The organism is Acinetobacter sp. AOR34_HL, from assembly GCF_027854795.1.
Taxonomy (GTDB): Bacteria; Pseudomonadota; Gammaproteobacteria; order Pseudomonadales; family Moraxellaceae; genus Acinetobacter; species Acinetobacter junii.
This window is the reverse complement of the sequence record NZ_JAKTID010000079.1, coordinates 18609-44255: the sequence shown is the minus strand read 5'-3', so window position 1 is coordinate 44255 and position 25647 is coordinate 18609. Positions and strand designations below refer to the sequence as shown.

Genomic DNA, 25647 nt, shown 5'->3' with positions numbered 1-25647 from the left:
TAAACAACTGGAAATCATGTGTACTCCCATGTGTAAGACCTAATGAAATAATCTGCATCGTTTCATAATGAATGATGAGTTGAGCTTTGATCGTATGTCGTTTTTTCTTACCGCTGTAGAATCTTTTCTGTTTTTTTGGGACGCTCAATTGTCATTTCAGTTGCATCGACAATAACAACATTCCAATCTATCCCTGCACCATGCGGTAGTTTCTTAGGTAAATGAAATTTATCAGATTTTATTAAAATATTTTCTATTTTATGAATAATTCTGGACGCAGTTGATTCGTGGATTCCATAACTCATAGCAACATGAAAGAGCGTGCGATATTCACGCCAATAACTTAGCGTCATTAACAGTTGGTCTTCAAGTGAAAGACTCGAAGGTCTACCTCGTTGAGTATTGACTTGGCTTGACTCTAATACTTCAAGCATTTCTAAAAAGGTTGAGGGTTGTATTCCAATCAGTCGTTTAAACTGACTATTTGATAGCATCTTTACTTTTTCATATTTCATGTACTGATGATAGTAGAACATGACTTTTTAATCTGGATAAAAAACAAACAAAACGTTGATCGTTTTTTGATTTTTGCAAGAAGTCTATTCTATAAAATCTACAATAATCTATTTAAGAGTAGGAAATTTCCTAGACTTTTACGATGGCATTTGTACAAGCAATTGTATATGAATAATAAAAACACTCGTGTTTAAATATACTTTATTTAGAATAAGCACTAGAATTTGATAATGCTAAATGAGTTAAAACTATGAAAATAATCAAAAATACTTCTCGAAATGCTTTATTCATTTTAGTTACTTCTTCAACACTTTTTAGCATAGGTTGTAGCTCAGCTCCTATCAAATTAAATGATGTAGATACGTCCAACTCCCCAAAAAAAACAAATTTCTCATACCCAACACCCGATCATTTTTTAGGTGAGAAGCTTCAAGACAACGAAGAGAAACTCGCCTATGAAATTTCTCAACATATTGAAGAAACTATTCGCAAACAATACGCGACAAAATTAGCACTACGAGACGCTCATCCTAAAGCCCATGGTTGTGTGAAAGCAGAATTCAAAGTTTTACCAAATTTAGCCGAAAAATTTGCACATGGCATTTTCATACCCAATAAAAATTATGATGCTTGGATCCGTTTTTCAAATGCATCTAGCGATGCTTCAAAAGCAGACTATGAAAAAGATGCTCGTGGCATGGCGATTAAAATTTTAGGCGTTACAGGCAATAAAATTCTAGAAAATGAAAAAAATGCCACGACTCAAGATTTTATTATGATTAATCATCCTGTTTTCTTTGCAGATAATGCAAGTCGATATCTTAAATTTGTGGATGCAACCAGCAGTGATAGTATCTTAAAAAAACTAAAACTCCCTTTTACACTTGGTTTTAAAGGTACAAAAAATGCTTTTAGTGCCGCGAACTCAAAAATAACTAATCCAATAAATAGTCGTTATTGGTCGATGGTTCCCTATCAACTTGGATCAGGAGCTGATAGAAAAGCAGTAAAATACTCGGTTAAACCATGCACACAGACTTCCGAGTTTATAACTAAACAAACAAACCCTGATTATTTAAGAACAGCGCTTAGAAGCACCTTACAGGAAAAAAATGTTTGTATGGAATTTATGGTTCAACCAAGAACTTCATCTAACATGTCTGTCGAAGATTCAATGACCGAGTGGAAAGAGTCAATCGCCCCATTTTATACTGTTGCAATCATAAACATTCCTAAACAAGAGTTTGACACCCCAGAACAAAATCAGTTCTGTGAGAATCTTTCATTTACACCTTGGCATTCCTTGCCTGAACACAAACCTTTAGGCGCTATCAATCGTATGCGTAAAATCATTTACGAAAATATAAGTACTGTTCGCCATCAGATGAACGTTACCCAAAGAATTGAGCCGTGAATAACATCTCAATTCTAGATACATTAATCTAATGTAAAATAATAACTTAAGAATATAGTGAATATGCTTTTCTAGAAGTAAAGATTTCTCTAAAACAAATAAATCTAAAATATGCTAGGCTGGTGAGTTTTTTAAACGAAACAGACTGCTATGAAAACCAACAAACATTATGAGGCAGGAAAGTTTCAGTGGGCTTTTTTACTGCCCAAATACTGGGGTATTTGGATTGCAATATCCCTACTTATGATTGGTGCAATTTTACCTTGGTTTATTCAGCACAGAGTTGCAAATTGTTTAGCAAAATTAGCATGGAAATATCTTCATTCAAGAAGAAAAACTACACTTAAAAACTTAATGATATGTTTTCCCGAAAAAGATGCTGAATCATTATATAGAGATGGTCAAGAGGTCTTTTTCAATACCATGCTTGGAGTATTTGAAGCATTAAATGCATGGTATTGCCCTAAATGGTATGAAAATAGAATTCATATCCATGGTATCGAACACATTAACTCAGCAAAAGGACATGGAATATTACTATTAGGAAGTCATACCACGCTACTGGATGCTGGAGGATTTATCAGTAGTCGCTTCTTTGATCTAGATGTAGTTTATCGCCCTCAGAACAATCCTCTACTTGATATGATGATTACAAGATGTAGAGCTTCTAGCTATAAACATCAGATCTCAAAAGATGATATGAAAGGGTTAATTAGCAGTCTAAAAGCTGGACGAGCTATCTGGTATAGTCCCGATCAAGATTTTGGACTCAAACAAGGTGTGATGGCCCCATTTTTCGGTGTACAGGCAGCAACATTAACCACACATAGACGTCTAATTAAAATTGCAAATGCTGTAGCGATTTCTTTATTTTTCTATCGAACTGGAGATATTAAAAATCCTCAGTATCATATTTTATTAGAGAAGCAGCTTGAGAATTTTCCTACAAATGATGAAATTAATGATGCGACTCGTGTAAATTTAATATTAGAAAATCAAATTCGTACTCAACCAACACAATATATGTGGTTCCATCGCCGCTTTAAAACACGATTAGTAGGTCAAGATAAGATCTATTAATTATAGATAAAATCATGTTAAAACCTCAATAAAGGTTAAAAATACTTCAGATAGCATTATTTATTGAAGATTTATTTGACCTTATCAATTATACCGCGTATAACGTCAACTCACTGGTGCGGGGTGGAGCAGTCTGGTAGCTCGTCGGGCTCATAACCCGAAGGTCGTTGGTTCAAATCCAACCCCCGCATCCAATTATTTAAGTTTTTTTAGAAAAATATTCTGTATTAATCTTATGTAATTCATAACATTAATATTGGTTCATTTTTTAATCTAAAAATAAAGATTGCTAATTCACATATAAAGCGTATAGTGAATATACACGATAAGAAAATATATTTTTGTCTCATTAAAATTCTCATTTTTCATGAATACTTCCCGCTTATTTGATATTTTAGTTTCAAGTTTATTATTTTAAAATCAGTCTTTTATAAATTTATTCTCATCAAGAGAAAGGATATTATTATGTCAAATGGTATGAATGGTACAGTTAAATGGTTTAACGAAACTAAAGGTTTTGGTTTTATTCAGTCAGATAATGGTCAAGATGTTTTCGCTCACTACAGCGAAATTGCAAACAACGGATTTAAAACACTTTTTGAAGGTCAACGCGTTAAACTTGACATAATGCAAGGTAAAAAAGGTTTACAAGCAAGTAATATTTCTGTTCTTGCATTGAACTCTTAACTCCCTTTGCTAATTTAGTTAATTCCAGTCAAAAATATCAAAAGATTATAGTTACAAATAACATAAACTTCTGATCATAAAGTCTTTAAATATTACTAAATTTGCTCAATAAGCCTACTTATAGAAGTGGGCTTATTTCTTATTAGATAAATCATTAAATAAAATTAAAATCTCTCGAATAAAATTTTCATAGAATTTAAATATTGCATTTACATTACAAAGCTTATTTTTTATGTTAGGATAAGATCGAATCTAAGATTATCTTATAAATATGTGCAATATTAGTATATTAGAAGAATTAAACCAATCTATTGAGTACTATTTAAATAGAAATGGGCAATATCCAAGTCGAATTATTTTAGGTTATAAAACCTATACTGAACTTATGCATCAAAAGAAATTTTCAGACGAATTAAAAAATTCTGCTATAGAACCCAATAAGCGTAAGTACAGAAAAATTAAAATTAAGCTAACTCAAGATGATCATCAGTTAGAGTTACGATAGATCTATTCATTATTACAGAATCTCCCTTAACGTATTTACTGTTTCTATCTTCATTAATTATTTTAGAAATAGTTCTTTTTCAGCATGTCGACGTCTCACCAATCCACGCATCACATTCCCTCCAGCCTTATTCCAAACCTCAAATTGTTCGGCTGCTGCTGAATATTTCCCCATATTTAGATACTTTAATAATGTTGATGTTCTAAATGCATTTTCACCAATGTTATAAGTCAATGATACAAGGGCATCGAACTGATTTTGCTTTAATGAAACATTAACAAGGTGATTTACTGTACGCTGAAACCTTAATAAATCATGTTGAAAATAAGCTTTTGCTTCACTTTCAGTGCAGGTCTCACCTCTTTTAACTCTCACTCCATTTGGATAAATCGTTGTTCCATATCCAATAGTCCAAGTGCCTGCTCCATCATCATAAGATTTTAATCTCATATCCTCAAAATCCATGATGAAGCGCATTCCAGCATGGCTTATTTGCATGGGCACTATGGCTTCAACTTCATTTTCATCATATGCGGTTGCTATATTAGAGTTCAATGTCTCTGATCTAGAACTCACTTGGTATTGATTGATCATTTGTTTTAGCCACTTCTTAAAGCTTTTCACCAAGTTTTTCTCGAATCTAAATTAAGTGAGTTCAGCATATTCATGCTGTGATTACGAGTTTGTTATGGTAACAAGCTTACATATCACTGAATCAACAGATCAGAATTATTTGCTATTCCTTGAAAAATATTCAATTTGCCGAAATCATGAAGTTGTGGTTGTTAAGGATATATATATTTTCACAATAAGTCATATTAAACTGCTGTGATTCTTTTGAACGATGAATGACTGCTATGAAAAAAATTATTGGAAAATCAATCTTTAAGGCAGCAGGCTGGACATATCAAGTTGATCCCGCAATTTTGGAACAGAAACAAGTAATTATTGGATTCGAGCATACATCAAACCTAGATACCATCCTTTCTCTGGCTTTATTTGAAATTTTAGAATTAAAAATACATACACTGATAAAAAAAGAACTATTCAAAGGCCCTCTCAAGCCTATTTTAGAAAAACTTGGTGGTATTCCTGTTGATCGTAAAGCAAATAAAGACATAGTGACGCAAATGGTCGACTTATTTAAGCGTAATGAGCGCTTTAACTTAGTCATAGCTCCAGAGGCAACACGCGCAAAAAATGGTGAAGATCGCAAACCAATTCGTTCAGGATTTTGGCATATTGCTAAAGCAGCCAACGTACCTATTATTTTGATGTATGCCAATGCACGTACAAAACAAGGTGGTATTTTAGGAAAAATTTACCCTACAGATTTACAAAAAGATTTGGAACAAATCAAAGCTCTTTATGCTGAATACGATATTGACGTAAAGATTAACTAATTTTTGCATTCTTTCTGATCAATCTTTAATACATGATCAGGAATTTAAATTTTGAATGCTTAATGCGGTGGTTTTCAACAAAACTATCGCTATGCTAATATTCACGCACTTTTTTGAGTTTTAATTTTTTGGAGTTACTTCCATGGCGGGTCATTCTAAATGGGCCAATATTAAGCATCGTAAAGCTAAACAAGATGCAAGTCGCGGTAAAGTTTTTACTAAATACATCCGTGAAATCGTAACAGCTTCACGTTTAGGCGGGCCAGATGCAGCGAGTAACCCTCGTTTACGTGCCGTTGTTGAAAAAGCACTTTCTGTGAATATGACACGTGACACCATCAACCGTGCGATCCAACGTGGTGCTGGTGGCGAAGATAATGATGATTTAAAAGAAGTAACCTATGAAGGTTATGGTGTTGGTGGTGTTGCAGTTATCGTTGAAACCATGACTGATAACTTAAACCGTACTGTTCCAGATGTTCGTCATTGCTTTAGTAAAACCAATGGCAACTTGGGTACCAACGGTTCAGTAGCGTACCTATTCACTAAGCGCGGCGAAATTTCTTTTGATGATGTTTCATTAGAAGACAAAGTGATGGAAGTTGCCTTAGAAGCTGGTGCTGATGACATCGAGATCGATGAAGATAGTATCTTAGTTATCACTAGTCCAGAAAGTTTTGGTGATGTTCAAGATGCGCTTACAGCAGCAGGATTAAAATCTGACAATGCCGAAGTAGTCATGAGCCCATCGACTAAAGCTGAAATCAACGATATCGATCAAGCTAAACAGATCATGAAAATGATTGATATGCTTGAAGATCTTGATGATGTTCAAAACGTTTATACAAACGTGGAATTTACAGAAGAAGTTTTAGCTCAACTCGATGCTTAACTGATTCAAGTGAGTAAAAAATGCATCTTTTTAGATGCATTTTTTATAGCTTATTTAAAAGCTTATAACAGTTGAAAACATTATATTCTTTGATCACAAAACTCGAATGAAGTGCGACTACACTGTCGATCTTACCAATACGGCGTAATAAAATTTCACTGTAGTCATCCATATTTCTCGCTACCAGTTCTAAAATAAAATCTGCACTCTGCCCTGTTACTAGAAATGCATTGGTCACTTCTGGAATATCTTCAATTTCTTCTAAAAACTTATCAAAAGTTTCGCTGTCATGCTTACTAAGCGACACTTGCAAAAGAATGTGCAGACTAAAACCAAGCTTATTAAAGTTAATTTCTCGTTTAAGTTGCCCCATTACTTGGGATTCAATTAAATTTTTAATACGGCGATGCACTGAACTTACAGATAGATTAATACGCTCTGAAAGCTCATTTAGATTGACATCTTCATGGGTCAAAATTTCAAGAATTTGTTTATCAAAACGATCCAATTCCATTCTACAGTTCTCACTCTGAATTTATGCTTCTATCGGAACTGCTCACTCAGTAATTTTTAAGGGTCAAGGGAAAACATTCGTTTAACTTTTGACGATGCTGCATGGATAACGCAAACATGATTCCGATAAACTTTTGGTTTATCTTTGTCTCAAAGCCGAAACAAGACCTTTTGAGCAACTGTTCAACTCATCTCCCCATAGTGAACAACTCGTTTCGATCCCCATCACACCCTGAAACATAAGATAGCAAAGACTTTTTATAATTATTTCCCTCTTTTCAGTTTTTTTAAAGTAAATTTGGCAATAATTTCTAATATTTTCTATTTAAAACGAATTTTCTTTTAATAATTAATTTTATTCACCGATAATTTTTTACTTTATTGACTATTTTGCTCTTTTCTTTCTCATAAAAAAGCCCCGATTATTTTCAATCAGGGCTTTATTCACCAACAAATCTTATAAACCCCGCCAATCAACCCGTGCATTACGTTCAGTCGTATAAATACGCTGTGCATATTGTCCAAGCGGTAAATCTAATAAATAGTCATGATATTCCTTCAATTCACCCGTGAATTGTTCAATATCATCATTTTCCAATTCCCACGGCGTACCTTTAATCACGAGTAAAGGCGCAAGAATTGAACAAACTGCTATATCTGCTAAACCTAGACGATCGCCAACCAAATAACGCCCTTGATTATCAATCAAGCGTTGATTGAGGTCGGTAATCAGCTCAGTCATTCTCACTTTAGATTTTGCGACTTTCTGAGGATTTAACTTATAGTTTGAAGAAACTAAACTCTTTAAAATTGGTTTAGAAATTTTTTCAAACTGGCGTAAATAGCCTTGCTCACCCATCATAATTTCGAGTGGATGATCGCCAACAGATAACGCTTGCGCCAATGACCAACGTCGGACATGCACACCCAGCTCACCCGATAATTTATCAATTTCTAAAGCTTGCTCACGTAACTGTTCATCACGTCTCAATAATGCATGTTCGGGATAAGTCGCATCAAGATAGAGGGCGATCTTGGTTGAATCTGCAACCCAGCGTTTGTCATCTTTCAACATTGGCAAAAAATATTGCCCTGATTTGAGATAGGTAAACGCTCGGTGAAAACCAGGAATTAAATTATGTGCAACATAGTCCAATTCCTTATGATCTAACAACCAGCGAGCTTTTTCACAATAGTGAGATAAAGGAAATTGGTATAAAACCCGCATAGACACTCCAAATTTATTTTTCTATTCGATCAAACATAAAGTTTTCCCTACTTTAGAAGTAAAAGTGAATGATTACAATGTCGTTTTTGCTCTATCTTTTTTAATTTTGGCTAAAGCTTGCTATACATTTTTTAGATGAAGTTATTCTATTTAGTCATAAAAAAACTGTTTTTGTAGCTTTAGGTTTACATCAAAAGTGATAAACAATTGTTTTCACTAAAATTTAAATATCACTTTTTATTTCATTTTTCTCATAAAAAATGCTTAACAATTATTGTGATATACAAGCCAAAACTGATGGTTTAGTGGAAAAGTAAAACTTTTGTAAAGTTCCTCTTATCTATTAGAGGTGTTTACATGTCCAGTAATCAATCAGTGATCCAAGCTCCAGTACAACTGATTTTAAATGATCAGCAGGCCATTAATGCTGCCTATCAAGTTTCTGACTTTGCATTAGAAGAACGAAATAGACGAGACCAAAATCGTATTTTGCCAACGGAACAAATCAATCAGTTTAGTCAAAAGGGTTTAGGCGGTATCCGTATCCCAAAACAATATGGTGGTGCTTTTGTCTTCAATAAAACTTTGGCCCATGTGTTTCGTATTTTGAGTAAAGCCGATGCCAATGTTGGGCAAATTCCACAAAACCAATTCGGTCTTTTAAATTTTATTAATATCACGGGTTCAGATGCGCAAAAACAGTTTATCTACACTGAAATTCTTGCAGGTAAACGCATTGCAAATGGTGGACCTGAAAAAAATTCCAAAGATACCAAATCCATTCAAACCACGTTAACGTTGGAAAATGGGCAATACTTTTTAAATGGAGAAAAGTTTTACTCGACTGGAACCAGCTTTGCAGACTGGATAGCGATTCGTGCCTTACACCCAGATGGTTATACCGTATTTGCGATCGTTGATCGACATGCCGCAGGCGTTGAGGTCATTAATGACTGGAATGGCTTTGGTCAACGCACCACAGCCAGCGGAACAGTAAAACTCCACAACGTCATCGCTGATCCCGCATTATTCTTTGATGAACGCATTATTTCTGATACTCCAAATGTTCGCGGTGCGTATTCTCAGCTTCTACAAGTTGCCATTGATGTTGGCATCGCCGAAGCAGCTTTTGATGACACTTTATCCAGCATTCGTAAAGCACGTCCCATTATTGATGCTGGTGTAGAAAAAGCCAGTGAAGAACATTACACCTTACAAGAAGTTGGTAAGCTCAATATCCTTCTCGATGCAGCTATTTTATTACTAGATGAGGCAGCAGAATATCTAGATGAACTGGATCAACTCACTCAGATTTCTAGCGAGCAAGCCGCGCGCGCCTCTATTTTAGTGGCAGAAGCAAAGATATATGCCAATGATGCTGCCCTGCATATCTCAAAAAAATTACTCGAACTTGGTGGCAGTCGTGCCAGCCTGAGCCAACACAATCTTGATCAGCATTGGCGTAATGCCCGTGTGCATACATTACATGATCCTGTGCGTTGGAAATTCCATGCGATTGGTGACTATTACCTGAATGGTACTCACCCTGCCCGCCATGCTTGGATTTAAGGAGTAAATCATCATGACCTCATATCAAGAATTAGAAGGTTTTGCCAAAACCCATATTAAAGCAGCGCGTATTATTCAAAACGATGCAGAAGCCCTAGAAATTGCGACTCAACTCAGTCAAATGTTTAAACAAACGGCAGTTGAACGTGATACCAATCGAAACTTGCCATTTAGAGAAATTGAAGCCTATAGCCAGTCAGGTTTATGGGCGATTACCGTACCTAAACAGTATGGCGGTGCAGAAGTTTCCAGCTTAACCGTAGCTAAAGTGATTGCCCTGTTTAGCGGTGCGGATGGTTCAATCGGTCAGATTCCACAAAACCATTTTTATGCATTGGAAGTATTGCGCAATACTGGTACGGAAGCGCAAAAAAAACGCCTCTATCAAGAAGTGTTACAAGGTGCGCGTTTTGGTAATGCACTGGCTGAATTTAAAACACGTACCTCTGCACATAAGCAAACCACATTGATTCCAAGCGAAAACGGTTATCTGATTCAAGGAGAAAAGTTTTATTGCACAGGTAGCCTGTTTGCACATCGTATTCCGACCTTAGTGGTGAATGAATCTGGACGCGAATTTTTGGCTTTTGTACAAAGAGACAGTCAAGGATTAGAACTGATTGATGACTGGTCTGGCTTTGGGCAACGGACTACCGGCAGCGGTACAGTCAAATTTCATCAGGTCTTTGTTGCCAAAGAGGATGTGATTCCTTTTGATACCGCCTTTAAGCAGCTATCTTTGGTAGGACCATTTGCTCAAATCATGCATGCAGCGATTGAAGTCGGGATTGCTTGTGCTGCTTTTGAAGAAACCCTAGAACGTGTACGTGTTGCCCGCCCTTGGATTGATGCCAATATTGATTCCGCCACTCAAGACCCCCTAACCCTATTTGAGCTGGGTCGTGTGGCAACCGATGTCAAAGCCAGCGAACTTTTACTAAAACAAGCAGCTCGCTCTGTAGATATTGCCAAACAAGATTTGAATGCGGAGACCTTAGCCAAAGCCTCAATTGATGTGGCAAAAGTACGTGCGCATAGTACTGAAACTGCATTAAAGGCATCATCGAAACTGATTGAATTAGCAGGTAGTCGCGGCAGTCAACGTGCTGATGGTCTTGATCGTCATTGGCGTAATGCACGTGTACACACCTTGCATGATGCTGCACGCTGGAAATATTACTTCATCGGTAATTATGTGTTGAATGGCATTCTGCCTCCACGTCGGGGGACTTTGTAATGAGCCAAACGACTGCTAAAAAAATCTTGTTAAATGCCTTTGATATGAACTGTGTCGGTCATATCAATCATGGCTTATGGACGCATCCGCGTGATCAATCACATCGCTTTAATGAACTGAGTTATTGGACTGAATTGGCACAAACTTTAGAACAAGGTTTGTTTGATGGTTTATTCCTTGCTGATATTACAGGTGTTTATGATGTCTATCAGAATGGCATCGATCTCACCCTGAAAGAATCGATTCAGTTACCAAGTCATGATCCTTCTACCCTAATTTCGGCGATGGCTTTGGTCACGCAGAATTTGAGCTTTGGTGTGACCGTTAATTTGAGCTATGAACAGCCCTACCAATTTGCACGTCGATTTGCCAGTCTTGATCATTTAACCCAAGGGCGTTTGGGCTGGAATATTGTCACAGGCTATCTAGATAGTGCCGAACGCCTAATTGGGCAAAAAGGCTTAAAGGATCATGATGCACGCTACGATCAAGCCGAGGAATTTTTACAGATTTGCTATCAATATTGGGAAGGCTCTTGGGAAAATGATGCCTTAAAGAAAGATAAGCAACAACGCGTTTTTACTGATCCGAATAAGGTCCACTCGATCAATCATCAAGGGCAATATTACCAAAGCCAAGGTGTGTTTCAGGTTACGCCTTCGGTTCAACGTACGCCAACACTCTTCCAAACAGGTGCTTCACCGAAAGGACTACAGTTTGCTACACGTCATGCGGAATGTATTTTTATTGGTGGTGATCAACCTGAAAAGATTCGTCAGCAAGTTAATAAAATACGACTGCAAGCCAAGCAACAAGGTCGTGATGAAAATGCGATTAAAGTCTTTGTCGGTATGACCGTTGTCGTCGCGGAAACACATGAACTCGCCCAGCAAAAACTGGCTGAATATCGTCAATATGCCAGCCCTGAAGCGGGTTTAGCGCATTATGCCAGTTCAGTCGGGATTGATCTTGCCAAGTTTGCAGATGATGAAGCGATTCCATATCAAAAGAGCAATAGCATTGCTTCCGTCAATGAGAAGTTTAAAGAACAGCGCATCAGCAAAAATGACTTAAAAGCCCAACATGTTTTGGGTGGACGTTATCCCCTGATTGTAGGGAGTGGCGCTGAAGTTGCTGAATACCTGATTGAACTACTCGATCAAACTGGCATTGATGGTTTTAACCTGACCCGTACAGTTGCACCTGAATCACACCATGATTTCATTCGACTGGTAATTCCTGAGTTACAGCAACGTGGACGCTATAAAACTGAATATGCTACAGGCTCATTACGCAATAAGCTATTTGCCCAAGGCGATCATTTAGCTACAAGCCATCCTGCTGATCAGTTCCGATGTAGAACACATAACAACGCAGATGAACTAAAAATAATTGAAGAAATTAGCGCTTAACATTTAAGAAAAGAATTGGAGAAATATATGGCTCAAACAGCCTCTAAAAAATGGTTGGGTATTGGCCTTGTCGTTGTTGTCGCAATTATTGCCTTATTGATTTGGAATAAACAAAGACAGCACCATAGCACTGAACTGGTGATTGGGATTAGTCCCTCTTTTGCCCATCCATTGCAAGTTGCAGCGGATGAAGCCAAACAGCAAGGTTTGAATGTCAAATTGGTCGAGTTTTCCGACTGGAATACCCCAAACATCACTTTGAATCATGGCGATATTGATGCGAACTTTTTCCAGCATCAACCTTTTTTGGATAATGCCAATAAAGAAACTGGCTTTAAATTAAAGTCATTTGCTGCTGGTGCGGCTTCACATGTTGGACTGTATTCAAAAAAATATAAAAGTTTTGATGAACTTCCGAATGGTGCAACTGTTGCGATTCCGAATGATCCTGTCAATCAAGGGCGTGCTTTATTGCTATTGCAACAAGCCAAGTTGATTGAGCTGAAAGACAGCAATAATCACCTTTCTGCACTGAAGGACATTACAGCGAATCCGAAGAACCTGAAATTTACCGAAGTTGAAGGCCCTCAAACTGCACGTGCCATTGATGATGTTGATCTCGTTTTTGGCTATCCACATTATTTACGTTTAGCCAAAACGGCTGATCCTGAAATTGCCTTGTTGTTTGATGACAATACCAATAAACGTTATGCGATTTTATTTGTGGTGCGTGATGATTATCAGGACAAAGACAACAAACTACAGAAATTTGTCGAGATTTATCAAAACTCAGCAAAAGTTAAAGCAGCCTTGGATAGCGATTTCGGTCCAACGTTGTGGTTCCCAGGTTGGAAATAAGGAGAACAATCATGGTGAGTTTTGGTTCACAGGTCGATTTTTCAGTCCCGCATCTGAAAATACGTGGTTTAAATAAGTTTTATAATGTACAGGGCCAACGCTTACATGCCTTAAAAGACATTCATCTCGATATTCCCAAAGGACAGATTGTTGGGATTATTGGAAAAAGCGGTGCGGGTAAATCCTCCCTACTCCGTACCTTAAACGGCTTAGAGTCGATTGATACAGGCAGTATTTTGTTTCATCAACAAAATATCGCAGAATTGAGCCATGCCGAGTTGATCAAAACTCGGCAGAAAATTGGCATGATTTTTCAGCATTTTAATTTAATGTCTGCCAAAACGGTGTGGGAAAACGTAGCCTTACCGCTGCGTATTGCAGGTTATGACAAGGCTGAGATTGAACAACGGGTCAGCGAGGTACTGACGCTGGTGGGATTAGAAGCAAAGCGAAATGATTACACAGCTCAACTTTCTGGTGGGCAGAAACAACGTGTTGGTATCGCACGTGCTTTGGTTTCTCAGCCTGAAATTCTCCTTTGTGATGAAGCCACCTCAGCACTGGACCCTGAAAGTACCGCTAATATTCTGTCCTTATTAAAACAGATCAGCCGAGACCTCGGTTTAACCATCGTCTTGATCACCCATGAAATGCAGGTCATCCAAGAAATTTGCGATCAAGTGATCGTGATTGATCAAGGTGAAATCGTTGAATCTGGACAAGTCTGGTCGGTATTTTCCAGTCCACAACAACAGATCACGCAGGAGTTACTCAACTTTAAACAGGTGAATTTACCGTTTGAACTGAGTCAAAACATTCTGCCTCAGAGTACGCATCAGATTTTAAAATTGAAATATGTCAATGAATCGAAATCGGTGCCCGATTTATATGAACTATTGGATGGCTTTAATAGCCCCGTTCAGGTGTATTACAGTCAAATTGATAGCATTGAGCAACGTACCATCGGCTCATTGATCATCGGGATTCGCAATCTCGACTTTGATCTACCCCCCCCACAATCTGAAAAACATCCAGCAATAACACAACTTGAGGTGATCGGTTATGTACAATCAACTCATTGATCTATTACTCACAGGAACCACCGATACTTTAATCATGGTCGGTGTTTCTGCAATTCTCGCCTTTTTGATTGGTCTGCCCATTGCCTTAATTTTGGTGAGTACTGCTGATTTTGGCATTTATCCTTCCAAGAAAATCAATCAATCCTTAGGCTGGATCATTAACATCACTCGATCAGTCCCCTTCCTGATTTTGATGGTGGCTTTGATTCCATTTACCCGTTGGATCGTCGGCACCAGTTACGGCGTCTTGGCTGCAATTGTGCCCTTAACCATTGCTGCGATTCCGTTCTTCGCCCGTATTGCGGAGGTCAGTCTACGTGAAGTCGATCAAGGGTTGATTGAAGCAGCACAAGCAATGGGCTGTAACCGTAAGCAGATTCTTTGGCACGTGCTGCTTCCGGAAGCATTACCCGGAATTATTGCAGGTTTTACCGTGACTATTGTCACCATGATCAGCTCTTCTGCCATTGCAGGTGCGATTGGTGCAGGTGGGCTCGGTGATATTGCCTATCGTTATGGCTATCAGCGTTTTGATATGCAAGTCATGCTGGCGGTGATTTTAGTCCTGATTGTTTTGGTCATGTTGGTACAAACGACAGGTGATAATATTGCCAAACAACTCGATAAACGAAAAGTTTAAGCTTGAAATAAAAATCCACACTCGCCATGACCTGACTTTGTCATGGCTTTCATGTAAAATCATCAGCAATTTTTAAATAACACATTTGTGAGTGGTTTCATGGGTTTTAATTGCGGTATTGTTGGTCTGCCAAACGTAGGTAAATCTACATTGTTCAATGCATTAACAAAGGCAGCGATTGCAGCTGAAAACTTTCCGTTCTGTACCATTGAACCAAACACAGGCATTGTTCCTGTTCCAGATCCACGTTTAGACAAACTTACAGCAATTGTTAAACCACAACGTGTTATTCCAACTACGATGGAATTCGTTGATATCGCAGGTTTGGTTGCTGGTGCTTCAAAAGGTGAAGGTTTGGGTAACCAATTCCTTGCCAATATCCGTGAAACAGATGCAATTGCACACGTGGTTCGTTGTTTTGAAGATGAAAACGTGATTCATGTAAATGGTAAAATTGACCCATTAGATGACATCGCAACTATTAACACTGAACTTGCTCTTGCTGACCTTGATACTGTTGCAAAAGCATTACTACGCTTAACTAAAGCGGCGAAAGGTGGTGACAAAGATGCGATTGCCACTAAAGCAGCTTTAGAAAAAATTCAACCATTATTAGATGAAGGCAAACCAGCTCGTGCCGCTGACCTATCAGATGATGAGCGTAAAGCTGTTCGTGGTTTTGGTTTAATGACACTTAAACCAACTATGTATATCGCTAACGTTGCAGAAGATGGTTTTGAAAATAATCCACATCTTGACGCAGTAAAAAAACTTGCTGCTGAAGAAAATGCGATTGTTGTACCACTTTGTAACCAAATCGAAGCTGAAATTTCATTACTTGAAGATGAAGACCGTGCTGAATTCTTAGAAGCAATGGGTATGGAAGAGCCAGGTCTAAACGTAGTTATTCGTGCAGGCTATAGCTTACTTGGTTTACAAACATACTTTACTGCAGGCGTACAAGAAGTCCGTGCTTGGACAGTTAAAGTGGGTGCGACTGCGCCACAAGCGGCTGGTGTGATTCACACTGATTTTGAAAAAGGTTTTATTCGTGCAGAATGTATTTCTTACGATGACTTTATTCAATACAACGGTGAAAACGGCGCGAAAGAAGCAGGAAAATGGCGTCTAGAAGGTAAAACTTATGTCGTTCAAGACGGTGATGTCCTTCACTTCCGTTTCAACGTATAAATCAAAGTTTTGATTTCCAAACCGCCAATTTGACCTGATTGGCGGTTTTTTTTATTTTTTAATTACCACTTAAATTTAAAAAACAACTTATAACAATAACTTTTTCAATTGTTGCGTGACATGCAATCTCGCTTTTTTCTGCTTAAAGATAGTTGGGATATGTAATAAAAAGAAAGAATGTCGAAAATTTTTGTGGTCTCTTAGGTTTTCATTTAGATAATGATACAGATCCAAAGCAGCCTCACGATGAAACGCCCATAAAACTTGCTGTTTATACATCACAGTGTAATAAGCATCATTCGGCCAGTTTAAATGATGCTTTTGTTGACAATTACATGATTCGCAAACGACTCCTCCATGACTTAGTCTGGAATAACGTGCATGCCAAACTGTTGCATCATAGCCTTTAGGTAAGTCTTGAATTTGTTCAATCGGAATTGATAAATTTGGATAATAAAATGCAGCATGCCAATAAGCTCCGCAACTATCCTGAAAGCGCTCATATTCAAAATCAGCATGTTGTTGGAAATACTCGACATCTTTCTTGAGTGTTATCTTGGCTATTCTGGCAAATTCGAAATTAGCTTTACCGACACAACAACATGGACATTTAATTTCTAATTTTTCAGGTAAGGACCAATATTCATAAATTCCTGTCATTTGCTCTTTAATAATAAATCATCAACCTAAACCGAAAATAAGCTTAGCAATTAGATCAAGCTTTTAGAATCAGTAAATGAAAAAACCAAGTCGTTATGAGCTTGGCTTTTTAACTTGTAATAGATCAATTAAGACGCTGTTTGCGGTTTCATATCCATTTCTGCACGTTTCATTTGTGCTTCTTTTAAAATACGTTGATGTAATTGCTTACGGAATCCAAGTAGAAAAACGAACTCTGCTAATACAAATAGAGGTCCTATTGCTAAACCAATCAAATCATCAACAAATGCAGGTTTTTTCTTCTCGAAATAATGTCCTACAAATTGAAATACCCAACCTACTACAAAAATACCGATACTCGCTCCTAACCAGCTCCACATCGGTAATACGGCTATTTTTACTGCAAGTGGATATGCTGCGATGAATATAATCAACATTAGAATGCCAAATAACTTATCCAGTGATATATAGTAAATCGCACTCAATACAATCAGTATCGATGCCAAAGTCACTGAAACTCCTGATATTTCTACTCCCACACGCGCAGTTAAGCATAAAATTGAAAAAACAATCAGTGGAATACCCACAAAATGGGTCACAATATTTTTCTGATCCAAATGATATGCAGCATACTGACTGAGTAGACGCTCCAAATTTGTCATTTTTAATTCACCATATTATTTGTGTATGTTATTAATCTATTACAAATCAGCAAATAAAAATGTCATGTAGCTGACAAATGGATTTATATTTTTAAAAGGAAATAGAGTGTTAGATCCCATTCATATTCACCATTTACAGCAAAATTCGTGGTTTAGTCATCTTGCAGAGCCTTTCAAGCAGTTCATTTTGAATCATGGTAAGAAACTTATAATTGAAAAAAATGCCGCTGTGTTTAATGCTCAAGATCAATTTGATGGTGTGTATGGTGTTCTCGATGGCTCAATTAGTTTGGGTTACATAGACGTTAACGGTAATGAAGCAATTGCTGCTATCGCTGAACCGATCATGTGGTTTGGCGAGATTTCTCTCATAGACAAACAACCACGCTCTCATGATGCTATTGCGTTGAAAAAAAGTGTTGTGCTTCAAATCCCAGCTCAACCTCTGAACGAGTTTTTATCTAAAAATCCCTATTATTGGTATTTCTTTGCCCTACTGACCAGTCAAAAACTTCGCTATGTCTTTTTAGAGCAAATTGCAATTCAAACTCAAACGATCAGTCAGCGTCTTGCTCAACGCTTGTTATTTATATTAGAAGGTTACGGTAACCGCTCATCCATTCAAGATTTAAATATTCAAATCTCACAAGATCAACTTGCCAATATGCTGACAGTCTCTAGGCAGACTGTAAATCAAGAATTGAATGCTTTCGAAAAACAAGGAATCATTCAATTAGGATTTAAAAAAATCATCGTTATAAATTTAGATGGGTTGAGACATTTAGCTGCGGTGAATAATCTGAATCAATAAAAGTAAAATGTTTGTTTGATATCTGGGATTTATTTTTCTAATAATGAGCAATCTAAAAACCTGAAAATAAAAAATTTGAAAAATAGAAGCTACATAAAACCTAAAGCGAAAATCGTATTCTCGCTTTAGGCGCGAATTTAAATTTACTTCGGTGAAGTATTACCTAATGCTGGATTGTCAATTGCATCCTTACACTGGGCTTTATCGCGCTCATAATCTGATTGCTTCTGACCTGAGTTATTTGCATTGTCTTTAACATCTCTAGCCCAACTATCTAGGCTTGTGAGCGCTTTACGACATAAAGCATATTTCCCTTCCGTCACAGAATCAGTCATTTTGACATTAATACGCCAATCTGTACTCAACTGACGGATAGGCTTTCTCACCTTCTCTTCGATATCAGTAACTTGCTTGTTATATACAAGTACATCTATCTCATTAATTAACTTCCAAGCAGCATTTGCATATGTTGTAGCGTCATTCGTTAATTTTGGAGCTGGTTTGATTTCAACCTTTTTCTCGCTTTCACTGTTTGAGTTACCACATGCAGCTAAAAAAGGACAAATCATCAGTGCTGCTAAAAGATGAACTCTTGCATTTAACATATCAATTCGCCGATGAAAAATTTGGTCTTTATGCTAGTCAATTTAGTCATAATTCTCAACGGCTGTTGACACATTATCATGCAGCTATGACATTAATCGTTTTAGACTCAATAAAATCATTTAATTTATATAAATAGTTGTCTTTCCATCTTGGATAAAGAAACTTAAAGCCATTATTTGTCTAACAAAAACCTATTATTTTTGTTCCTAGCGAGCTTAATTCAACAAAAAGTTCTGCTATGCTTAAACACAAATTACTCAGGATAGGATTATGCGCATGAGCGTCACTCTTGGAACTCCACTTCAATCTTCTGCATTTAAGGTTTTACTGTTAGGTTCTGGAGAGCTAGGTAAAGAAGTTGTTATATCTTTACAACGTTTAGGTGTCGAAGTTCATGCTGCTGATCGTTACGACGATGCACCTGCTATGCAAGTTGCTCATTATTCATATACTTTGAATATGGCTGATCCTACCGAATTAAAACAACTGATTGAAACAATCAAACCTAACCTAATCGTCCCAGAAATTGAAGCAATTGCGACTGAAGTTCTCGTCGAAATCGAACAGTCTCAAACGGCAACGGTGATCCCATCAGCAAAAGCTGTAAACCTTACGATGAATCGTGAAGGTATTCGCCGTTTAGCTGCTGAAGAACTTGGTTTACCAACTTCTGCATATCGTTTCGCGAGTACTTTGGAAAGCTTCCGTGCTGCATGCGATGATATTGGTTATCCAAACTTTGTAAAACCTGTAATGTCATCTTCTGGCAAAGGTCAATCTCGAGTAAAAAACTTTGATGAAGTTGATGCAGCTTGGGATTATGCAATGCAAGGTGGTCGAGTTAATCAAGGCACGGTGATCATTGAGTCACAAATTGATTTTGATTTCGAAATTACCCTACTTACAGTTCGTGCGAAAAACCCTCAAACTGGTGAGATTGAAACACATTACTGTGATCCAATTGGGCATCGCCAAGATGCTGGTGATTACGTAGAAAGCTGGCAACCTCAAGCAATGACTGCTGCAGCTTTACAAGAAGCAAAACGAATTGCTAATAAAGTTACGACTGCTTTGGGTGGTTGTGGTATTTTCGGTGTAGAGTTATTTATTAAAGGCGATAAAGTTTGGTTCAGTGAGGTATCACCTCGTCCTCATGATACTGGATTAGTTACCCTCGCTTCTCAGTTCCAAAGTGAATTTGAACTTCATGCACGTGCGATTCTAGGATTACCAGTCAATACTGAACGCCATAGTGTTGCTGCTAGTGCAGTGATTTATGCGGGTGTTGATGCAAAAAATCTTAGTTTTACTGGCTTGAATTTTGCTTTAGCTAACCCGAACACTGACTTGCGTTTGTTTGGTAAGCCTGAAGGTTTCAAACGCCGCCGTATGGGTGTTGCTACGGCACGTGCTGAAAATACAGACTTGGCTCGTGAACTGGCAAAACAAGCCGCAGATCAAGTGAATGTTCAAACCAACGTTTAACCTAAATTGAGTAGACCCATTTTCATGATCAATACATCTCCATTGCTGAACTATGTCACCAGTCATCATGATATTAAAGCTATTAACCAATGGCGAACCGATGTAGAAAAGCAATTACAAGAGAGTTATGAAAATGGGCAATCTATTCGTGAAGTTATTAAAGCTCGATCAAACTCTATTGATGAAGCATTGATTTTTTTATGGAATCATGCAGGTTTAGATCAAACGAATTTAGGGTTGTTCGCTGTAGGTGGATATGGTCGCCGTGAAATGCTGCCATATTCAGATACAGATATTATGATCTTGTCTGAAGATGAGATCAGTGAAGAACATGAAAAGCTGATTTCTTCTTTCATTTCCTCTTTGTGGGATGTTGGTAATTTTAAACCAGGTACCAGTGTACGCACGATTCAAAACTGTGTTGATCAAGCATCAAATGATTTAACAGTCGCTACTACCTTGATTGAAGCACGCTTGATCACAGGCAATGAAAATTTAGCAAAATGGCCACGTCGAATTGTTGCACAGACATGGACGGATAAAACCTTCTATGATGCGAAAATGGAAGAGCAAGCTAAGCGTTATGCTCAACACAATAATACTGAAAGCAATCTCGAACCAGATATTAAAAATGCGCCTGGCGGTATCCGTGACATCAATCAAATAGGTTGGATTGCTAAACGCCATTTTCGTGTAAATCGTATCTATGATCTAGTGCATTTAGGCTTTATTACAGAATTTGAACTTGCAGTTTTAGAAGAAGCAGAAAGCTTCATATGGGAAATTCGTAGCCATTTACATCGTTTGGCAAAACGTGATGAAAATAGACTTTTATTCGATCATCAAAGAGAAATAGCTGCTAAATTTGGCTATATTCGTGAAGAAGGTCAACCTGCCAACTATGGCGTTGAACAATTCATGAAACGTTACTATCGAACAGCACAGCAAGTTTCAACACTGAACGAAATGCTTTTAGCATATTTTAACGAGTCAGTGATTACCCCTCGCCTACCAGACTATGAACGTCAAATCGAAGACATCAATGAACGTTTCAAAATCGTAGATGGCAAACTTGCAGTGCAGCACCACAAAGTTTTCTCTGAAGAGCCAAGTGCAATATTAGAGTTATTCTATTTACTCGCCAATCGTCCTGAAATAAAAGGGATTCGTGCACGTACATTACGACTACTTGTGCTCGCAGCTAAACGAATCGATCAACGCTTCCGCGATAATCCTGATCATCAAGCACTCTTTATGTCGATTATTCGTTCACCCGATTTATATGACACTATGGTCGCGATGAAACGTTATGGCGTATTAGGTAATTACATCCCAGCTTTCGGTCAAATTACTGGGCTGATGCAATATGATCTTTTCCATATTTATACAGTCGATGCTCACACTTTATTACTGCTGCGTAACCTAAGTCGTTTTAAAGAGCCTGAATTTGCGAAAGAGTTTCCTGTCGTAAGTTCAGTGTTCCAACGTATTTCACGTCATGACATCGTTTATCTTGCTGCAATCTTCCATGATATTGCCAAGGGTCGTGGCGGTGATCACAGTGAACTCGGTGCTTTGGATGCCATTGAATTCTGTCGCACACACGGATTTACTGAACGTGAATGTAAACTCGTTGCATGGTTAATCAACAATCACTTACTGATGTCACTCACTGCTCAGAAAAAAGATATTTCTGACCCTGATGAAGTGAAGGAATTCGCTGAAAAAGTTGGTGATATGGAGCATCTTGATTATCTATACACCCTTACGGTTGCAGATATCAATGCGACAAATCCAAAACTGTGGAATACATGGCGCGCTTCATTAATGCGCCAGTTGTATACCTATGCACGTGATGTGATTCGTTCAGGTCTAGGTCGACCAGTTGATTATCAAATGCTGATTGAAGATACCAAGTTCGCTGCAAGTGAATTGTTAGTGAATGATTTTTCACTCGCTGAAGTAGAAAAGGTTTGGCAAGAACTTGGTGATGAATACTTTGTAAAAGAATCTGCAAATGAAATCGCTTGGCATACTCAAGCCATATTACAACACGGCGATAACCCTGCTCCGTTGGTATTGTTACGTGCTCACCGCAATGCTGCGCAAGATGCAGTACAAATTTTTATTTATACCCGTGATCAGCCAAACTTATTTGCCACAACAGTAGCCGTACTAGATCGTATGAACCTTGATGTTCAAGACGCCCGAATTATTACGGCAAGTACTGCGTTTAGTTTAGACACATATTTAGTCTTAGATCGTTTTGGTACCTTACTGACTGACCCAGAACGGGAACGAAAAGTGAAATTGGCATTGGTTGAAGCGCTCAGCCATCCTGACCAATACCCTGGTATCATGCAACGTCGTATACCAAGACATTTGCGCCATTTCGATGTTCAGAACACTGTCGATATCGCACTAAACCCTGCTTTACAACAGCATATGGTTGAAATATCGACACTTGACCAACCCGGTTTACTTGCACGTATTGGCGCTCTCTTCATGCTACAAGGTTTAGATATCCACTCAGCGAGGATTGCTACCCTAGGTGAACGTGCTGAAGATATTTTCTTTGTGACCAAAAAAAATGGTGTGTTGTTAACTGATGAAGAGGTCAAACTCTTTGCTGAGACACTGAAAGCGGCTCTTGATGAAGCATCAAACCAAATTTGTAATCCACCCTCTTAATTTTTATTGTTCGGTAACTGTTTAAATGAACTCTAGCTTGTCTTTATTGCATCCGTATCCTTTTGAAAAGTTAAATCAACTTTTTAAAAATGTGCAACCAGCCAATTTACCTTTGATTCCATTGTCTATTGGTGAACCGAAACATCCTGCACCTGAGTTCGTTAAACAAGCAATTATTGAAAACTTTGCACATTTATCAACCTACCCAAACAGTAAGGGCTTACCTGAGCTGCGCCAAAGTATTGCACAATGGCTTACAAATCGCTTTTCACTGAATCAAATCAGTGCAGAAGAACATATTTTGCCTGTTTCTGGCACACGTGAAGGAATCTTTTCTTTTGTACAAGCTTTAATTAAAAGAGAAGATGCACCTTATATTGTGATGCCAAACCCTTTTTATCAGATTTATGAGGGTGCTGCGTTACTTGCTGGTGCAAAACCATATTTCATCAACTGTACAGAAGAAAATGGTTATTTAGGCGATTTTGATGCTGTACCTGCAGAAGTTTGGGAAAAAACAGCTTTATTGTTTGTATGTACACCAGGAAATCCAACTGGAACCGTACTCTCAAAAGAACAATTTAAGAAGCTAATCGCACTGTCTGATCAATATGGTTTTGTTATTGCTTCTGATGAATGTTATTCAGAACTTTGGTTTGACCAAGCACCAATTGGCCTTTTAGAAGTCTGCGCTGAAATTGGACGTGATGACTATAAGAATTGCATCGTATTTCATTCACTTTCAAAACGTTCAAACCTTCCAGGTATGCGTTCTGGTTTCGTTGCAGGCGACGCAGCATTATTAAAACCTTATTTACAGTATCGTACCTATCATGGCGCAGCAATGCCTGTTCAACATCAGCTTGCATCAATTTCAGCATGGAATGATGAAGCACATGTGGAAGAAAACCGCCAACAATATCGTGCGAAATTTGAATTATTCCAAAGCGAATTTGGTCATTTATTACCACTACAAAAGCCAGATGCTGGATTCTACTATTGGTTAAAAGTTGACAATGATGAAACTTTTGCTCAAATGCTTATGGAAAAAGCACATATCAAAGTTCTTCCAGGTCGCTATTTATCTCGTGATACTGAACAAGGCAATCCAGGCGAAGGTCACGTACGCATGGCTTTAGTTGCTGATCTCGCTCAATGTGAAGAAGTGGTTAAACGCTTAAAAGCAATTCTTTAAATACAATGAGTTCGGAATCTGTAAGTGATTTTTATTACAGATTCCGAAATAAAACTTAAACCTGACCAATAATTAGAATTGTGGCTATCAAAACCATCAACGTACCTGAAATTCGACTTACCACCCTAACCGCATAGGGTCTAGTACTTAATAGTTTCTTTGCTGCCAATCCAACCAATACATAAACAATCGCGCAACTAATTAAATGAATAATACCTAAAGAAAGGATCTGAGCTGTAGCTGAAAACTGCAAGTTTGGGTGAATAAATGGCGGCAATAATGCAAAAAAGAGCAATAAAACTTTTGGATTTAAACCACTAATTCCCACACCTTTAACGAACCAAGACTTTGCTGAATCAAACGTAGATGTCTGCTGTTCAGTACTTGAGATAGTAGCTGGTCGGATCAACAAGCTTATACCCATCCACAGTAAATAACATGCGCCAACAATCGTTAAAGATGTCAATAAAATTGGATAATGACTAACTAAAGCACCTACTCCAGCCGCAACACACAAAACCGCTAAAAAATGCCCCAGTACAAGCCCTGAAACAGCTGTAACAATAAACTTCCCTTTTATTCCCGCCAATATTGCATACGCCCAGTCAGCACCAGGTGTTAAAACAAACAAGATTGAAACACACCAAAAGGCAATAATTACATTTAAATCCATATCCATAACTCTATTTATTTCAATACACTACGATTGAAATGAATTTTTATTTCAACCATGTGTTGAAAAATCTATTGGAGAGAATATGCTTAAATGGTTAAAATGTTTTCCTAATTAATTTCTTTTATTTCTATTTATTCAGGAGATTCTTCTAAATGGATCGCACAGATAAGAAAATTCTTGCTGAATTACAAAAAAATGGGCGACTATCTATCACAGAACTCGCTGAAAAAGTAGGTCTAAGCTTATCTCCTTGCCATCGTAGAGTAAAGGCTCTGGAAGAATCAGGTGTAATCAAAGGCTATCATGCGGATTTGGAAGCATCTCAAATTGGATTTAATTTCTCAGCTATCATTTTTGTGACACTTAAAGATGGAGATAAAAGCGCACTATCTCAATTTGAAGAAAAAGTCAGTGAAATAGCCAACGTTATTCAAGCACAACGTCTGTTTGGTAATCCTGATTATCTTCTCCATGTGGTTGCCAAAGATCTAGCAAGTTTTCAGAAACTCTATGATGATAGTTTATCGGCATTACCAAATGTGCAACGACTCACCTCAACGATTGTGATGAAAAATGTGGTGATCAACCGCTTATTACCTCTTTAAATATTCATAATATGTAGCCGCTTTCAATT

27 protein-coding genes and 1 tRNA gene are annotated in these 25647 nt (G+C 37.7%); 19 read left to right on the top strand and 9 right to left on the bottom strand.

Translation table 11 applies throughout. The annotated features are described in order from the left end of the window. Both MKL32_RS16245 and MKL32_RS13380 read right to left on the bottom strand, forming a co-directional pair. On the bottom strand, positions 1-148 hold a 148-nt coding region (locus MKL32_RS16245; protein WP_442866712.1), incomplete at its 3' end, for a transposase. Further along, a complete protein-coding gene (locus tag MKL32_RS13380) occupies positions 108-515 on the bottom strand; it encodes an IS5/IS1182 family transposase (RefSeq protein WP_019509710.1) in 408 nt (135 codons plus the stop codon). The genes MKL32_RS16245 and MKL32_RS13380, both read right to left, overlap by 41 nt. Before the next feature lie 251 nt (positions 516-766). Here MKL32_RS13380 and MKL32_RS13375 point away from each other — a divergent pair, with 251 nt between their 5' ends. From MKL32_RS13375 to MKL32_RS13355, 5 genes are all read left to right on the top strand, one after another. After that, positions 767-1930, top strand: coding sequence for a catalase family protein (locus MKL32_RS13375; protein ID WP_126132660.1), 1164 nt, complete (start codon positions 767-769; stop codon positions 1928-1930). A gap of 150 nt (positions 1931-2080) precedes the next feature. Then, positions 2081-3010, top strand: a complete 930-nt coding sequence (locus tag MKL32_RS13370) for an LpxL/LpxP family acyltransferase (RefSeq protein WP_125272552.1) — start codon at positions 2081-2083, stop codon at positions 3008-3010. A 117-nt stretch (positions 3011-3127) separates the two neighbouring features. After that, a tRNA-Met gene (locus MKL32_RS13365) sits at positions 3128-3204 on the top strand. A 271-nt stretch (positions 3205-3475) separates the two neighbouring features. After that, positions 3476-3697 carry a cold-shock protein gene (locus MKL32_RS13360; RefSeq protein WP_125272551.1) on the top strand — a complete coding sequence of 74 codons (222 nt, stop codon included), beginning with the start codon at positions 3476-3478 and terminating at the stop codon, positions 3695-3697. Positions 3698-3968: 271 nt separating this feature from the next. Then, a complete protein-coding gene (locus MKL32_RS13355) occupies positions 3969-4202 on the top strand; it encodes a hypothetical protein (protein ID WP_099948791.1) in 234 nt (77 codons plus the stop codon). A gap of 57 nt (positions 4203-4259) precedes the next feature. Here MKL32_RS13355 and MKL32_RS13350 read toward each other — a convergent pair whose 3' ends face one another. Then, on the bottom strand, positions 4260-4826 hold the full coding sequence (locus tag MKL32_RS13350; RefSeq protein ID WP_125272550.1) for a lysozyme: 567 nt from the start codon (positions 4824-4826) through the stop codon (positions 4260-4262). Between the two features lie 224 nt (positions 4827-5050). Here MKL32_RS13350 and MKL32_RS13345 point away from each other — a divergent pair, with 224 nt between their 5' ends. Both MKL32_RS13345 and MKL32_RS13340 read left to right on the top strand, forming a co-directional pair. Continuing rightward, positions 5051-5605, top strand: a complete 555-nt coding sequence (locus MKL32_RS13345) for a 1-acyl-sn-glycerol-3-phosphate acyltransferase (RefSeq protein ID WP_125272549.1) — start codon at positions 5051-5053, stop codon at positions 5603-5605. Positions 5606-5747: 142 nt separating this feature from the next. Further along, positions 5748-6497, top strand: a complete 750-nt coding sequence (locus MKL32_RS13340) for a YebC/PmpR family DNA-binding transcriptional regulator (protein ID WP_004954784.1) — start codon at positions 5748-5750, stop codon at positions 6495-6497. A gap of 43 nt (positions 6498-6540) precedes the next feature. Here the strand turns inward: MKL32_RS13340 and MKL32_RS13335 are convergent, their stop codons facing one another. Both MKL32_RS13335 and MKL32_RS13330 read right to left on the bottom strand, forming a co-directional pair. Beyond that, positions 6541-7011 (bottom strand): Lrp/AsnC family transcriptional regulator, encoded by a 471-nt coding sequence (locus MKL32_RS13335; protein ID WP_004911804.1) that lies wholly within the window; start codon positions 7009-7011, stop codon positions 6541-6543. Positions 7012-7467: 456 nt separating this feature from the next. Next, entirely contained in the window at positions 7468-8238 is a 771-nt protein-coding gene (locus tag MKL32_RS13330) for a glutathione S-transferase family protein (RefSeq protein WP_126132347.1), read from the bottom strand. Between the two features lie 357 nt (positions 8239-8595). Here MKL32_RS13330 and MKL32_RS13325 point away from each other — a divergent pair, with 357 nt between their 5' ends. From MKL32_RS13325 to ychF, 7 genes are all read left to right on the top strand, one after another. After that, positions 8596-9807 (top strand): SfnB family sulfur acquisition oxidoreductase, encoded by a 1212-nt coding sequence (locus tag MKL32_RS13325; protein WP_270900648.1) that lies wholly within the window; start codon positions 8596-8598, stop codon positions 9805-9807. A 13-nt stretch (positions 9808-9820) separates the two neighbouring features. Further along, positions 9821-11044 carry an SfnB family sulfur acquisition oxidoreductase gene (locus tag MKL32_RS13320; protein WP_042892106.1) on the top strand — a complete coding sequence of 408 codons (1224 nt, stop codon included), beginning with the start codon at positions 9821-9823 and terminating at the stop codon, positions 11042-11044. Further along, a complete protein-coding gene (locus MKL32_RS13315; RefSeq protein WP_270900647.1) occupies positions 11044-12456 on the top strand; it encodes an LLM class flavin-dependent oxidoreductase in 1413 nt (470 codons plus the stop codon). Before MKL32_RS13320 ends, MKL32_RS13315 begins: the two co-directional genes overlap by 1 nt. Positions 12457-12483: 27 nt before the next feature. After that, positions 12484-13314 (top strand): MetQ/NlpA family ABC transporter substrate-binding protein, encoded by an 831-nt coding sequence (locus MKL32_RS13310; protein WP_270900646.1) that lies wholly within the window; start codon positions 12484-12486, stop codon positions 13312-13314. Between the two features lie 11 nt (positions 13315-13325). Then, positions 13326-14396 carry a methionine ABC transporter ATP-binding protein gene (locus tag MKL32_RS13305; RefSeq protein WP_270900645.1) on the top strand — a complete coding sequence of 357 codons (1071 nt, stop codon included), beginning with the start codon at positions 13326-13328 and terminating at the stop codon, positions 14394-14396. Then, the gene (locus MKL32_RS13300) at positions 14377-15036 is read left to right on the top strand and encodes a methionine ABC transporter permease (RefSeq protein WP_087540784.1); all 660 of its coding nucleotides are present in this window, start codon (positions 14377-14379) and stop codon (positions 15034-15036) included. Before MKL32_RS13305 ends, MKL32_RS13300 begins: the two co-directional genes overlap by 20 nt. A 99-nt stretch (positions 15037-15135) precedes the next feature. Beyond that, positions 15136-16227 (top strand): redox-regulated ATPase YchF, encoded by a 1092-nt coding sequence (gene ychF / locus MKL32_RS13295; RefSeq protein WP_004911821.1) that lies wholly within the window; start codon positions 15136-15138, stop codon positions 16225-16227. Between the two features lie 87 nt (positions 16228-16314). Here the strand turns inward: ychF and MKL32_RS13290 are convergent, their stop codons facing one another. Together MKL32_RS13290 and MKL32_RS13285 are read right to left on the bottom strand one after the other, a co-directional pair. Then, positions 16315-16887 (bottom strand): hypothetical protein, encoded by a 573-nt coding sequence (locus MKL32_RS13290; RefSeq protein WP_125272543.1) that lies wholly within the window; start codon positions 16885-16887, stop codon positions 16315-16317. A gap of 128 nt (positions 16888-17015) precedes the next feature. Next, the gene (locus MKL32_RS13285; protein ID WP_005402442.1) at positions 17016-17549 is read right to left on the bottom strand and encodes an Mpo1 family 2-hydroxy fatty acid dioxygenase; all 534 of its coding nucleotides are present in this window, start codon (positions 17547-17549) and stop codon (positions 17016-17018) included. Between the two features lie 106 nt (positions 17550-17655). Between MKL32_RS13285 and MKL32_RS13280 the strand changes: the two genes are divergently transcribed. Next, complete coding sequence (locus MKL32_RS13280) at positions 17656-18360, top strand: Crp/Fnr family transcriptional regulator (RefSeq protein WP_005402441.1); 705 nt, start codon at positions 17656-17658, stop codon at positions 18358-18360. A gap of 143 nt (positions 18361-18503) precedes the next feature. On the opposite strand, the gene MKL32_RS13275 is transcribed toward MKL32_RS13280, so the two are convergent. Continuing rightward, positions 18504-18965 carry a hypothetical protein gene (locus MKL32_RS13275; RefSeq protein ID WP_004911833.1) on the bottom strand — a complete coding sequence of 154 codons (462 nt, stop codon included), beginning with the start codon at positions 18963-18965 and terminating at the stop codon, positions 18504-18506. 268 nt (positions 18966-19233) lie between these two features. Between MKL32_RS13275 and purT the strand changes: the two genes are divergently transcribed. From purT to dapC, 3 genes are read left to right on the top strand one after another with little or no spacing between them, the layout of a single operon-like run. Then, positions 19234-20451, top strand: coding sequence for a formate-dependent phosphoribosylglycinamide formyltransferase (gene purT / locus MKL32_RS13270; RefSeq protein WP_171265950.1), 1218 nt, complete (start codon positions 19234-19236; stop codon positions 20449-20451). Positions 20452-20475: 24 nt separating this feature from the next. Then, positions 20476-23142: a [protein-PII] uridylyltransferase gene (glnD, locus tag MKL32_RS13265; RefSeq protein WP_125272542.1), complete on the top strand. Its 2667-nt coding sequence runs from the start codon at positions 20476-20478 to the stop codon at positions 23140-23142. Between the two features lie 25 nt (positions 23143-23167). Continuing rightward, on the top strand, positions 23168-24337 hold the full coding sequence (dapC, locus tag MKL32_RS13260; protein ID WP_004962620.1) for a succinyldiaminopimelate transaminase: 1170 nt from the start codon (positions 23168-23170) through the stop codon (positions 24335-24337). A 55-nt stretch (positions 24338-24392) separates the two neighbouring features. Here dapC and MKL32_RS13255 read toward each other — a convergent pair whose 3' ends face one another. After that, complete coding sequence (locus tag MKL32_RS13255; protein WP_126132351.1) at positions 24393-25010, bottom strand: LysE family translocator; 618 nt, start codon at positions 25008-25010, stop codon at positions 24393-24395. 155 nt (positions 25011-25165) lie between these two features. Here MKL32_RS13255 and MKL32_RS13250 point away from each other — a divergent pair, with 155 nt between their 5' ends. Continuing rightward, positions 25166-25618, top strand: a complete 453-nt coding sequence (locus tag MKL32_RS13250) for an Lrp/AsnC family transcriptional regulator (protein ID WP_004962624.1) — start codon at positions 25166-25168, stop codon at positions 25616-25618. Positions 25619-25647: the final 29 nt, after the last annotated feature.

Bases quoted from the DNA above. Each gene is read 5' to 3' on its own strand.
- MKL32_RS13380 (WP_019509710.1), bottom strand. From the start codon at position 515: ATGAAATATGAAAAAGTAAAGATGCTATCAAATAGTCAGTTTAAACGA.
- MKL32_RS13375 (WP_126132660.1), top strand. From the start codon at position 767: ATGAAAATAATCAAAAATACTTCTCGAAATGCTTTATTCATTTTAGTT.
- MKL32_RS13370 (WP_125272552.1), top strand. From the start codon at position 2,081: ATGAAAACCAACAAACATTATGAGGCAGGAAAGTTTCAGTGGGCTTTT.
- MKL32_RS13360 (WP_125272551.1), top strand. From the start codon at position 3,476: ATGTCAAATGGTATGAATGGTACAGTTAAATGGTTTAACGAAACTAAA.
- MKL32_RS13355 (WP_099948791.1), top strand. From the start codon at position 3,969: ATGTGCAATATTAGTATATTAGAAGAATTAAACCAATCTATTGAGTAC.
- MKL32_RS13345 (WP_125272549.1), top strand. From the start codon at position 5,051: ATGACTGCTATGAAAAAAATTATTGGAAAATCAATCTTTAAGGCAGCA.
- MKL32_RS13340 (WP_004954784.1), top strand. From the start codon at position 5,748: ATGGCGGGTCATTCTAAATGGGCCAATATTAAGCATCGTAAAGCTAAA.
- MKL32_RS13335 (WP_004911804.1), bottom strand. From the start codon at position 7,011: ATGGAATTGGATCGTTTTGATAAACAAATTCTTGAAATTTTGACCCAT.
- MKL32_RS13330 (WP_126132347.1), bottom strand. From the start codon at position 8,238: ATGCGGGTTTTATACCAATTTCCTTTATCTCACTATTGTGAAAAAGCT.
- MKL32_RS13325 (WP_270900648.1), top strand. From the start codon at position 8,596: ATGTCCAGTAATCAATCAGTGATCCAAGCTCCAGTACAACTGATTTTA.
- MKL32_RS13320 (WP_042892106.1), top strand. From the start codon at position 9,821: ATGACCTCATATCAAGAATTAGAAGGTTTTGCCAAAACCCATATTAAA.
- MKL32_RS13315 (WP_270900647.1), top strand. From the start codon at position 11,044: ATGAGCCAAACGACTGCTAAAAAAATCTTGTTAAATGCCTTTGATATG.
- MKL32_RS13310 (WP_270900646.1), top strand. From the start codon at position 12,484: ATGGCTCAAACAGCCTCTAAAAAATGGTTGGGTATTGGCCTTGTCGTT.
- MKL32_RS13305 (WP_270900645.1), top strand. From the start codon at position 13,326: ATGGTGAGTTTTGGTTCACAGGTCGATTTTTCAGTCCCGCATCTGAAA.
- MKL32_RS13300 (WP_087540784.1), top strand. From the start codon at position 14,377: ATGTACAATCAACTCATTGATCTATTACTCACAGGAACCACCGATACT.
- ychF (WP_004911821.1), top strand. From the start codon at position 15,136: ATGGGTTTTAATTGCGGTATTGTTGGTCTGCCAAACGTAGGTAAATCT.
- MKL32_RS13290 (WP_125272543.1), bottom strand. From the start codon at position 16,887: ATGACAGGAATTTATGAATATTGGTCCTTACCTGAAAAATTAGAAATT.
- MKL32_RS13285 (WP_005402442.1), bottom strand. From the start codon at position 17,549: ATGACAAATTTGGAGCGTCTACTCAGTCAGTATGCTGCATATCATTTG.
- MKL32_RS13275 (WP_004911833.1), bottom strand. From the start codon at position 18,965: ATGTTAAATGCAAGAGTTCATCTTTTAGCAGCACTGATGATTTGTCCT.
- glnD (WP_125272542.1), top strand. From the start codon at position 20,476: ATGATCAATACATCTCCATTGCTGAACTATGTCACCAGTCATCATGAT.
- dapC (WP_004962620.1), top strand. From the start codon at position 23,168: ATGAACTCTAGCTTGTCTTTATTGCATCCGTATCCTTTTGAAAAGTTA.
- MKL32_RS13255 (WP_126132351.1), bottom strand. From the start codon at position 25,010: ATGGATTTAAATGTAATTATTGCCTTTTGGTGTGTTTCAATCTTGTTT.
- MKL32_RS13250 (WP_004962624.1), top strand. From the start codon at position 25,166: ATGGATCGCACAGATAAGAAAATTCTTGCTGAATTACAAAAAAATGGG.